The sequence below is a fragment of the Pseudomonas sp. FSL R10-1339 genome, assembly GCF_009600545.1.
Classification (GTDB): domain Bacteria; phylum Pseudomonadota; class Gammaproteobacteria; order Pseudomonadales; family Pseudomonadaceae; genus Aquipseudomonas; species Aquipseudomonas bubulae.
On the sequence record NZ_WIVQ01000123.1, the window covers coordinates 1 to 11,111 of the forward strand.

The following is an 11,111-nucleotide window of genomic DNA, read 5'->3' on the forward strand; positions in this document are numbered from 1 at the left end:
GTGTCACCACTGAGGAGTTGGGCGTGACGGCCAATGCCCTGGCGCCGGCGGCGCGGACCTCGATGACCGAAAGCGCGATGCCGGACATGGTGAAAAAACCTGAAGACGGTGGCTTTGATTCATGGGCACCGGAAAACGTCGCGCCGCTGGTGGTATGGCTGGGCAGCGAACTGTCGGGGGATGTTACCGGGCAGATCATCGAAAGCCAGGGTGGGCGATTGTCCCTGGGCGATGGCTGGCGCACCGGGGTGACCCGCGACAAGGGCGCGCAATGGCAACCCGAAGAAGTGGGGGTTGCCCTGGGCCAGATTCTGGCCGAAGCGCCTGCACCGCAGCGGGTGTGGGGTAGCTGATACCGCTGGCCCTCACCCCAACCCCTCCCTTTGGAAGAGGGCCAGGGTGAGGGGCTTTTGATTTGCCGCTTAACAAGAGAATTCAACCATGAGACAAGCACCTCCCTATGTCCCCGGCCACCAGTTACTGGCTGGCAAGTCGATTTTGATCACTGCCGCAGCCGGCGCCGGTATCGGTTATGCCGCGGCCAAACGCTGCGCGGAAGAGGGCTGTCGCGCCCTGATGATTTCCGATATCCACCCGCGTCGTCTCGAAGAGGCAGTCGAGCGGCTAAAGGCCGAAACCGGCTTGCAGGCGGTCTACGGGCAGCTGTGCAACGTCACCGTCGAAGCCGACGTGCAAGCCCTGGTCGCCGCCGCTGAGGAGGCGCTGGGCGGTGTCGATGTGCTGATCAACAACGCCGGGCTTGGCGGTCAGGTACGCCTGACCGAAATGACCGATGAGCAGTGGTCGTCGGTACTGGATATCACCCTGACCGGCACCATGCGTATGACCCGCGCCATGCTCCCGCATATGGAGCGCCGTGGCGCCGGAGCCATCGTCAACAACGCCTCGGTATTGGGCTGGCGCGCGCAAAAGGAGCAGGCCCATTACGCTGCGGCCAAGGCCGGAGTCATGGCCCTGACCCGCTGCAGCGCCCTGGAAGCCGCCGAAAACGGCGTGCGGATCAACGCTGTGGCGCCGTCGATCGCCCTGCACGACTTTCTGAAAAAAGCCGCCAGCAGCGAATTGCTCGACCAGCTCACCAGCCGCGAAGCCTTTGGCCGCGCCGCCGAAGTGTGGGAAGTGGCCAATGTCATGGTGTTTCTGGCCAGTGACTATGCCTCGTACATGGTCGGCGAAGTGCTGCCCGTCAGCTCGCAACAAGCGTGAGGAACAGAGCATGAGCACAGTTTTCAGCAGCACCGGGCAGTTGCTGGCGGCCGAGGGCATGGATCTGGGGCGCACAGACTGGCTGCTGCTGACCCAGGAACGGATCAACCTGTTTGCCGAAGCCACGGGCGATCACCAGTGGATCCATGTCGACCCTCAGCGCGCCGCCACCGGGCCATTTGGCGCCTGCATCGCCCATGGTTACCTGACCCTGGCCCTGGCCAATCTGTTTATGCCGCAACTGATGCAGTTCGAGAACCTGGCCATGGGCGTCAACTACGGCAGTGACCGGCTGCGCTTCCCTGCGCCGGTCAAGGTCGGTTCGCGGATTCGCGGCCATGGCCAGTTGGTGCGGGTCGAGATGCAGGGCCAGGCCGTGCAGGCTGTAGTGCGCATGAGCGTCGAAATCGAGGGCAGCGAACGCCCCGGCTGCGTGGTGGACACCATCAGCCGCTACACCTTCAACCCCCTTGAACAGTGAGCCTTGAACATGAATTTGAATGACGTTGTGATCGTATCCACCGCCCGCACTGCCTTGACCAAATCCTTTCGTGGCTCGTTCAACGATACCGAGGCGCCTGTGCTGGGCGGTCACGTGGTGCGTGCCGTGGTCGAGCGCGCGGGTATCGAGCCGGGTTCGGTGGAAGACGTGATCATGGGTGCCGCCGCCCAGCAGGGCACTCAGAGTTACAACATCGGCCGCCTGTGTGCGTACACCGGCGGTTTGCCCGATACTGTGCCGGGCATGGCGCTCGATCGCATGTGCGCCTCGGGCCTGATGAGTATCGGCGTGGCGGCCAATGGCATCATGACCGGCGAAATGAAGATTGCCGTGGCCGGTGGCGTGGATTCATTGTCGCTGACCCAGAACAAGTACAAAAACACCTACCGCGCCCAGTCCGAGGCCGTGCTTGAGTGCATGCCGACGGCTTATATTCCGATGCTCGAAACCGCGGAAATCGTGTCGCGGCGATACAACATCAGCCGCGAGGTACAGGATCAGTATGCGTTGCAGAGCCAGCAACGTACTGCCACCGCCCAGGCTGAGGGCCTGTTTGCCGATGAGATCGTGCCCTTGGCGGCGCGCAAGCTGTGCTTTGACAAGGAAGGCAAGCCCGCCGGTCATCAGGACGTGATCGCGGACCGTGACGAGTGCAACCGTCCCTCCACCACCCTTGAAGACCTGTCGACCCTCAAACCGGTGTGGAAAGACGGCAAGTGGATTGAACAGGGTGAGTTCATCACGGCAGGCAACGCCTCGCAGTTTTCCGATGGGGCTGCTGCGGTATTGCTGATGAGCCGTGCCGAAGCCAGGCAGCGCGGTATCGAAGCGCTGGGCGTGTATCGCGGGATTGCCGTGAGTGGTTGTGCACCGGAGGAAATGGGCATTGGTCCGGTGTATGCGATTCCCAAGTTGCTCAAACGTTTTGGCCTGACCGTTGCGGATATTGACCTCTGGGAGATCAACGAAGCGTTCGCCTGTCAGGTGGTGCATTGCCGTGACTTTCTGCAGATCCCCAATGACCGCCTGAACGTCAATGGCGGGGCGATAGCCATTGGTCATCCGTTCGGCATGTCGGGTGCACGGATGGTGGGTCACAGCCTGCTCGAAGGTCGCCGCCGTGGTGCGCGGTTTGTCGTGGTTGCCATGTGCATTGGCGGCGGTATGGGGGCGGCGGGGTTGTTTGAGCTGAGCTGAAGGCAGGGGGACAGTTTCTTTATGGGAGCGGGCATGGAGCTTAAGGATTTAGTCGCGCGGATAGGTGCGTAAATGCAGGGAAGCAGTACAATTGCGCTTCTTTACCGGGCATGGACGCTGTTCGGCATCTGTTCACGAGTAGGCCCATGGTTTCCGCTAGTTACTCCCCCGCGCTGGTCCTGATTTCCCTGTGTGTGGCCATTCTGGCCTCTTATACCGCCCTTGACCTGAGTGGTCGCATCGCCACGGCGCGCGGCCGTACCCAGTACCTGTGGATTGCCGGCGGTGCACTGGCAATGGGCTTTGGCGTGTGGTCGATGCACTTTATCGGCATGCTCGCGTTGCAGTTGCCACTGGCGCTGGGCTACGACCTGGGGCTGACCCTGTGGTCATTGCTGGTTGCCATCCTGTCTTCGGGCTTTGCCTTGTGGCTGGTCAGCCAGCCGCGTTTGCCGGCGCTGCAGTTGTTGTTCGGCGCCCTGATCATGGGCGCGGGCATCAGCGCCATGCACTACAGCGGCATGGCCGCGTTGCGCATGCAACCGGGCATCGATTACGACCCGGCACTGTTTGGCCTGTCGCTGGTGATTGCGGTGGGGGCCTCGGCGGCCGCGTTGTCGATCGCGTTTCGTCTGCGCCGGCAAACCCCTTACGTGCGGCTGATGCGCGGTGGTGCTGCGGTAATCATGGGGCTGGCCATTGTCGGCATGCATTACACCGGTATGGCTGCGGCGAATTTTCCCATCGGCAGTTTTTGCGGTGCCGCCATCGACGGTCTGAGCGGTAACGGCCTGGACAATCTGGTACTGGTGTCCAGCCTGGCGGTATTGGTCATCGCCTTGCTGACCTCTATTTTTGATGCCCGCCTCGATGCCCGTACAGCTGCCCTGGCGGACTCCCTGACCCTGGCCAACGAAGAGCTGACCCAACTGGCGCTGCACGACACCCTGACCGGGTTGCCCAACCGCATCCTGCTGGCTGACCGTATCGGTCAGGCGATGAGCAAGGTGGCGGAGCAGGGCGGCTGCTTCTCGCTGATGTTTATCGACCTCGATGGCTTCAAGCCGGTCAACGATGCCTTTGGTCATCATCTGGGCGACCGTTTGCTGCGGGAAGTTGCCCTGCGCCTGCGCGAGCAGTTGCGCAGCCAGGACACCCTGGCGCGGATTGGCGGCGACGAATTTGTGCTGCTGGTGCGTCTGCTGGAGCCTGATGACGCACCGCAAGTGGCAGCGCGGCAGGTGGGTCTGTTGTCCAGGGCGTTCCGGGTCGATGAGCATGAGCTGTTGATCTCCGCCAGTGTTGGTATCGCCCTGTACCCCGGCAATGGCCTGACCGCCGAAGAGCTGCTGATGAACGCCGATGCGGCGATGTATCACGCCAAGGGCGCGGGCAAAAATGGCTACAGCTTTTTCGACGCGTCGATGAACACCAATGCCCGCAAGCAATTGCAACTGCTGCAGGACTTGCGTCAGGCCCTGGAGCTGCAGCAGTTTCGCCTGCACTACCAGCCCAAGTTCGATGCCAGCAACAGCCGGCCGGTGGGGGCCGAAGCGCTGTTGCGCTGGGAGCATCCGCAGCAAGGGTTGCTGCTGCCGGAAAATTTTATCGACCTGGCGGAAAAAACCGGCCTGATCATCCCCATCGGTGACTGGGTGCTCAATGAAGCCTGCCGCCAGATGCGCATATGGTTCGATCAGGGCTATAGCCACTGGCGCATTGCGGTCAACCTGTCGGCATTGCAGTTCTGCTATTCAGGGCTGGTTGACAGCGTGGTCGCGGCGCTGGAGCGTCATCGGTTACCGGCCAACAGCCTGACCCTGGAAATCACCGAAACCACCGCCATGAGCGATGCCGATGCGAGCATGGTGGTGTTGCAGCGGTTGTCGCAAATGGGCGTGGACCTGTCCATCGATGACTTTGGCACTGGCTATTCCAGCCTGATGTACCTCAAGCGCCTGCCCGCCAATGAACTGAAAATCGACCGCGGTTTTGTGCGTGACCTGGAGCACGACAGCGACGATGCGGCGATTGTCTCGGCCATTGTCGCGCTGGGCCAGGCCCTGGGTTTGCGTATCGTCGCCGAAGGGGTGGAGACCGATACCCAGCAAAGTTTTTTAACCACGCTTGGCTGTGATGCCCTGCAAGGTTTTCTGCTGGGCGAGCCGCTGCCGGCGGAGCAATTCATGGCCGATATCCAAGGTGCCGAACCCGCCGGGCCGGGCAACAAAACAGCGACCTGACAAAACCGGGCCTTCGCGGTTATTCTGACAGCCAGATTTGGATCGGTGTAAGGGGAACACGTATTTATGGATAAAGTCATCGTGATCACCGGCGGCAGCCGCGGCATAGGCGCTGCCACGGCCTTGCTGGCTGCAAAGCAGGGTTATCGGATCTGCATCAACTACCTGACCGATGATGCTGCGGCCCATGAGGTGCTGGCGCAGGTTCGCGCCATGGGCGCCAAGGCCATTGCCGTGCGTGCCGATGTCAGCGACGAAGAGGAAATCATTCGCCTGTTTCTCGAAGTTGACGAACAGTTGGGGCCTGTTACCGCGCTGGTCAACAACGCCGGCACCGTGGGGCTCAAATCGCGGGTCGACGAGCTGACCGACCTGCGCATCATGCACACCCTGAAAACCAATGTGCTGGGGCCCATTCTGTGTGCCAAGCATGCCGTGCTGCGCATGTCGCCACGTTACGGCGGGCAGGGCGGTAATATCGTCAACGTGTCGTCGGTGGCGGCCCGCCTGGGTTCGCCCGGTGAATACGTCGATTACGCCGCCTCCAAGGGCGCGCTGGACACTTTCACCCTGGGGCTGTCCAAGGAACTGGCGGGCGAGGGGATCCGGGTCAACGCGGTGCGGCCGGGCTATATCTTCACCGATTTTCACGCCTTGAGCGGCGATCCGGGCCGGGTCAGCAAGCTTGAACCTATCATCCCCATGGGGCGTGGCGGGCGGCCGGAAGAAGTGGCCGAAGCCATTGTTTGGCTGCTGTCGGACAAGGCGTCGTATACCACCGGCACTTTTCTCGACCTGGGCGGCGGGCGCTGAAGGTCGTGCTTTTGTGGGAGCGGGCTTGCTAGCGATGGCATCAGCGCGGTCAGGCTGAGTAACCGCGCCGCCTGCATCGCGGGCAAGCCCGCTCCCACATGGCTTGCATTTATGCTTGATCCGACGATAATGCGACTTATTGCTATTTAAGTATGGTTATCTATCGTGTCGAGTCCTGTGGATCCCCAAAGGCTGCTGGCCAGTCTATATCACGACAATCACGCGTGGCTGCGCGGCTGGTTGTCGCGACAGGTACGATGCCCGCAGGATGCGGCCGATCTGGCCCAGGACACATTTTTGCGCGCTTGGGATGCCCGCCAACTGGAACGTATCCAGGAGCCTCGGGCTTACCTGAGTACCGTTGCCCGGCGCTTGCTCTGCTCACTGTGGCGGCGGCGCAAGCTTGAGCAAGCCTATCTCGACCAACTGGCCGAGCTGCCTCTGGCCTACGCACCTTCTGCAGAAGACATTGCCCTGGTCCGTGAGGCGATCGAAGCCATTGATTGCCTGCTCGAAGGTTTGCCATCGCGGGTCAAGCGCGCCTTTTTGCTCAATCGTCTTGAAGGTATGCCCCAGCAGGCCATTGCCGAGCAACTGGGCGTATCTCTGGCCACCGTTGAGCGCGACTTGCGCCGTGCTTTTGTTCATTGCCTGTCGCAAACGGCGGAGAGCCCATGAGTACAGCCAAGGTTGACCCGACCACCCGTGCCGCCATTGACTGGATGCTGCGCCTCGAGTCCGGCCAGGCCTGCCCGTCGGAGCGTCAGGTGTTCAAGGCGTGGCTGGCCGAAAACCCGGCACATCTGGCTGCGTGGCAGCGGGTCGCCGGGGTGCTCAAGGCTCCCGTAGCCGATCTGCAATCGGTTGAGCGGCGCAGCCCGGGGCAATTGCAGGCGGTACGTCGGGCGCTGCTGGCCGGTACATCGCCATCGGGCAAAAAGACCCTGCAAGGCGGCCTGCTGCTGTTGGTGCTCGGTCTGGGTGCCGCGGGTCTGGTGGATCGCGTGACGCCCCTGACGGGGTTGACGGCCGATTACCAGACGGCCACCGGCGAGCGCAAAACCGTCGAACTGGCCGATGGCAGCCTGCTCACCCTCAACGCCCGCAGTGCGGTGGATGTCGACTTCAATAGCGATCAGCGCCGGGTGCACCTGCGTGAGGGCGAGTTGCAGGTGGATGTGGCAGCCGACGCCCAGCGTCCTTTTGTGGTGAGCACTGCCCAGGGCCAGGTGCAAGCCCTTGGCACGCGCTTTATGGTGCGCCAGGGCAGCACTGAAAGCCTGGCCAGCGTGCAACAGCACAGCGTGCAGTTGCACACCCTGAGCGGTCAGCAACTCCACCTCGAAACCGGTCGGGCGGCGTCATTTACCGCCACCCGGATAGACCCGCAAACCCCGACATCCCGTAGCCAGTCCGACTGGCTCGCGGGCCGGGTCGAGCTGCACGACGAACCCCTGTCAGCCCTGGTCGAGGCGCTGCGGCCCTACCAGACCGGCATGCTGCGTATCAGCCCGGAAGCCGCGCGGGTGCGGGTATTCGGTGTATTCCCGCTGGACAACACCGCACACACCCTGAATACGCTGGCGCAAACCTTGCCGATCAAGATCACGCGCTATGGGCCGTGGCTGACCCTGATCGATGTGCGCCAGTAAAAACCAATGAATGCGAATTAATTGCAGATAAGGTGAGGGGAAAGGCTTTCTCGTTGGTCAAGGTTACAACTGCCTACCTTGCAACGAGAAAGGATGCCCCATGCCGTACGCCCATCCCAAAACCTGCCTGCTGGCGCTGGCCATCACCCTGAGCATTGGCGGTTACCCGCTGAGCGCGGTGGCCGAAACCCTGTCTGGCGAGCAAAATGCCACGCGTTTTTTTGACTTGCCTGCCGCGCCCCTGGGCGTGACCCTGAGCCGCATTGCCCGCGACAGCAACCTGACCCTGTCGGTGGCCCCGGCCTTGTTGCAGGGTAAAACCTCCGCGCCGGTCAATGGCATGTACACCCCGCAACAGGCCGCCGAACGCGCGCTGGTGGGCAGCGGGCTGGGCCTGGGCGTGACCGGTAGCGGTGCCTTGAGTGTCTACCCCAACGCCGGTGACGGGGTACTGAATCTGGGCGCAACCAACGTGTCTGCGCTTCTGGGTGAGGATGGTCGTGGCCATGTTGACGGCTTTGTCGCCACCCGTTCGGCCACCGCCACCAAGACCGACACACCGATCCTCGAGATTCCGCAAACCATCAACGTGGTCACTGCTGATCAGGTTGAAGTGCAGGGCGCCCACGATCTGACCCAGGCCCTGCGCTACACCCCGGGTCTCAGCACCAACGGCTATACCGACCGCAACACCATTGCCGATGAAATCACCAGCCGCGGTTTTGCCCCGACCCTGCTCTACCTTGATGGCGCCTATCTGCCTTCGGCGGGCAGCCTGGGCGGCACCCCGCAGATCGACCCCTACACCCTGGAGCGCATCGAAGTGCTCAAGGGGCCGTCCTCCGTTCTGTACGGGCAAAACCAGCCGGGGGGCATGATCAATATGGTGGCCAAGCGCCCGAGCACCGAGGCCAGGCATCAAATCAAGGTCGGCACCGGCAGCTTTGACCGTTACAACCTGGCCTTCGATACCACCGGCCCGCTGGATGAAGGCAAAACCCTGAGCTACCGGCTTATCGGCGTCGGCAACACCGGCAGCGAGCAAATCGACTACACCGAAGATTCCCGCATGCTGCTGGCGCCCAGTCTCACCTGGGCGCCGGATGACCGCAATGAACTGACGGTCTACGCGCAAGTGCAACGGGACGATGCCCTGGCCGACTACCAGTCCTTGCCGGCCGTGGGCAGTCTGTACCGCAACTCCCAAGGCAACAAGATAGATCGAGACTTCTTCTCGGGCGACTCGAAATGGAACGACTACAAGCGCGATCAATATGTGCTCGGCTACCAGTTTTCCCATGCCTTCAACGAGGTCATGACCTATCGCCAGAGCCTGAGCTACATCGACGTCAATGACCGTTACAAGGGCTTTTACCTGAACCGTTTCGTCACCGCCCCGGACGGCGCCACCGATACCCATGCCAGCCGCACCAAGCTCGACTGGCGCCAGCAAAACAGCTCTTATACTTTCGACAACCACCTGCAAAGTGACTTCACCACCGGGCCTGTGCAGCACACCCTGCTGGTGGGGCTCGATTACCGTGACTTCACCCGCAAGTTCCAGGGCTACAACCTGTCCGGCAGCGAGGTGATTGACCTCTACAACCCCACCAACTACCGCACCTCGGGTGTGCCGACCCTGACTACCAAATGGGATAACAGGGTCAAGCAGACCGGTTTTTATGTGCAGGACCAGATCAAACTGAACAACTTTATCCTGACCATTGGCGGTCGCCAGGATTGGGCCAAGGTCGACAACAATGACTTGCTGGCCAACTCCCACGAGATCCAGAGCGATAGCAAGTTCACCGGGCGTGTGGGCCTGACCTATGTCACTTCGTTTGGTCTGGCGCCGTATATCAGTTACACCGAATCCTTTCTGCCTTCCGTGGGCACTGCGGCACCGGCCCGAGGTGGCAAGGCGTTCGTGCCCATGACGGGCAAGCAATATGAAGTGGGGGTCAAATACCAGCCCGATGAGAGCACTTTGCTCAGCGCCTCGGTATTTGAAATCACCCAGCAAAACGTCCTGACCGGTGACTTGCAGTACCAGGAGTATCAAATCCAGGAAGGCGAGGTCCGGTCGCGGGGGATCGAACTTGAAGGCAAAAGCAGTTTCAGCAACATCGACCTGATCGCCTCGCTGTCGTATCTGGACGTGTTCTACACCAAGTCCAACTATGGCAATGAAGGCAACCGCAGCGAGGCACAGGCACCCTGGGCAGCCAGCGTGTGGGCCGACTACCACTTCACCGGACAGGCCCTGGCGGGCGTGACCCTGGGCGGCGGTGCACGTTATACCGGGAAAAACTTCGGCGACTCGGACAACACTTTCAAGACGCCGTCGTTTGTGGTGTATGACGCAACGCTCAGCTATGACCTGGCGGCCCTGGATGCGAGCTTCAAGGGTGTCAGTACCCGGCTGAACGTGCAGAACCTGTTTGATCGAGAGTACGTATCTTCGTGCAACTACAGCTTTGGCTGCTACTACGGCCAGCAGCGCACGGCGTCGCTGGAGGTTAAATACGATTGGTGAGGGAGCGCTCTGCTACGGGGGCGGGATTGCTCAGCGCCGCAGCTTGAGCGCGCTGGCCAGGCTGATAGCCAACGGCAAACGGGGCAGCAGCGTGGCCTGGTAAGCATGGTACAGGTCCGGCTTGCCCGGCCAGATGTTTTGCGAAGGCAGGTTGTCGATCCCCAGTTCGTGATGCCAGCTGCCGTTCTGGCGGTCGATCATGTACAGGTCGATATAGTCCCAGAACTGTTGATACCAGACTTCGTATTCATGCTCACCGCTGCGTTGCAACAACGCCGCCGCAGCTGCCGAGGCTTCGGCCAGGGTCCAGTGCAGACGCTCACGCACCAGCGGCTGGTGGTTCCAGTCCACGGTGTAGACGATTCCGCAGTCACCATCGACGTTCCAGCCGAACTGGCATGCACTGGCGAATAACCGCCGCGCGTCTTCCAGCAACCATTCGGGCGCCGCCAGGCCGCGTTGCTTGCGGGCCGCCTCGAGGTGCAACAGCACGCGCGCCCATTCGAAGGCGTGGCCGGGCGTTTTGCCGAACGGGCGAAAACCGTCTGCCGGGTTGTCCCGGTTGTAATCGGGCAATGGCTGCCACTGGCTGTCGAAATGCTCCACGGGCAGGTAGCCGGATTGCGCTGCATGCTGGTGAACAAGCTTTTCGGCAATCGACAGGGCGCGGTCGAGCCACAGGTCTTCATCGAGGACATCGGCCAGGGCCAGAAAAGCTTCGACACCGTGCATATTGCTGTTGGCCCCGCGATACGCCTCGCAGTCACTCCAGTCGCGGGCAAAGCTTTCCAGCAGGGCGCCTTCCGAGCCGGACCAGAAATGACCTTCAAGTATTGCTACCGTATCGCCCAGCAACTCGGCAGAACCGCCGCGCCCGGCAACCGCAGCCGAGCTGGCGGCCAGCGCGACAAAGGCATGCAGATAGGCCGCTTTGCGCGTGT

General features: G+C 61.7%; 9 protein-coding genes and 1 pseudogene. 9 read left to right on the forward strand and 1 reads right to left on the reverse strand.

Annotated elements, in window-relative coordinates:
• The 9 genes and pseudogenes from GHO03_RS22140 to GHO03_RS22180 all read left to right on the forward strand — a co-directional run.
• Positions 1-353 (forward strand): annotated as a pseudogene (locus GHO03_RS22140) (short-chain dehydrogenase); the annotation flags it as partial.
• 88 nt (positions 354-441) lie between these two features.
• The gene (locus tag GHO03_RS22145; protein WP_088377109.1) at positions 442-1,227 is read left to right on the forward strand and encodes an SDR family oxidoreductase; all 786 of its coding nucleotides are present in this window, start codon (positions 442-444) and stop codon (positions 1,225-1,227) included.
• Between the two features lie 10 nt (positions 1,228-1,237).
• Complete coding sequence (locus GHO03_RS22150; protein ID WP_095002416.1) at positions 1,238-1,708, forward strand: MaoC family dehydratase; 471 nt, start codon at positions 1,238-1,240, stop codon at positions 1,706-1,708.
• A 9-nt stretch (positions 1,709-1,717) separates the two neighbouring features.
• Positions 1,718-2,926, forward strand: a complete 1,209-nt coding sequence (locus GHO03_RS22155) for an acetyl-CoA C-acyltransferase (RefSeq protein WP_153400541.1) — start codon at positions 1,718-1,720, stop codon at positions 2,924-2,926.
• Between the two features lie 146 nt (positions 2,927-3,072).
• Complete coding sequence (locus GHO03_RS22160) at positions 3,073-5,169, forward strand: bifunctional diguanylate cyclase/phosphodiesterase (RefSeq protein WP_095002418.1); 2,097 nt, start codon at positions 3,073-3,075, stop codon at positions 5,167-5,169.
• Between the two features lie 66 nt (positions 5,170-5,235).
• Complete coding sequence (locus GHO03_RS22165; protein ID WP_095002419.1) at positions 5,236-5,982, forward strand: SDR family oxidoreductase; 747 nt, start codon at positions 5,236-5,238, stop codon at positions 5,980-5,982.
• 177 nt (positions 5,983-6,159) lie between these two features.
• The gene (locus GHO03_RS22170; protein ID WP_095002420.1) at positions 6,160-6,660 is read left to right on the forward strand and encodes a sigma-70 family RNA polymerase sigma factor; all 501 of its coding nucleotides are present in this window, start codon (positions 6,160-6,162) and stop codon (positions 6,658-6,660) included.
• Positions 6,657-7,634 carry a FecR family protein gene (locus tag GHO03_RS22175; protein ID WP_153400542.1) on the forward strand — a complete coding sequence of 326 codons (978 nt, stop codon included), beginning with the start codon at positions 6,657-6,659 and terminating at the stop codon, positions 7,632-7,634. The genes GHO03_RS22170 and GHO03_RS22175 overlap by 4 nt, the downstream gene beginning before the upstream one ends.
• A gap of 100 nt (positions 7,635-7,734) precedes the next feature.
• Positions 7,735-10,170, forward strand: a complete 2,436-nt coding sequence (locus GHO03_RS22180; RefSeq protein ID WP_153400543.1) for a TonB-dependent siderophore receptor — start codon at positions 7,735-7,737, stop codon at positions 10,168-10,170.
• 30 nt (positions 10,171-10,200) lie between these two features.
• On the opposite strand, the gene GHO03_RS22185 is transcribed toward GHO03_RS22180, so the two are convergent.
• Positions 10,201-11,111, reverse strand: a 911-nt coding sequence (locus tag GHO03_RS22185) for an AGE family epimerase/isomerase (protein WP_153400544.1), incomplete at its 5' end; no start/stop codon positions are given.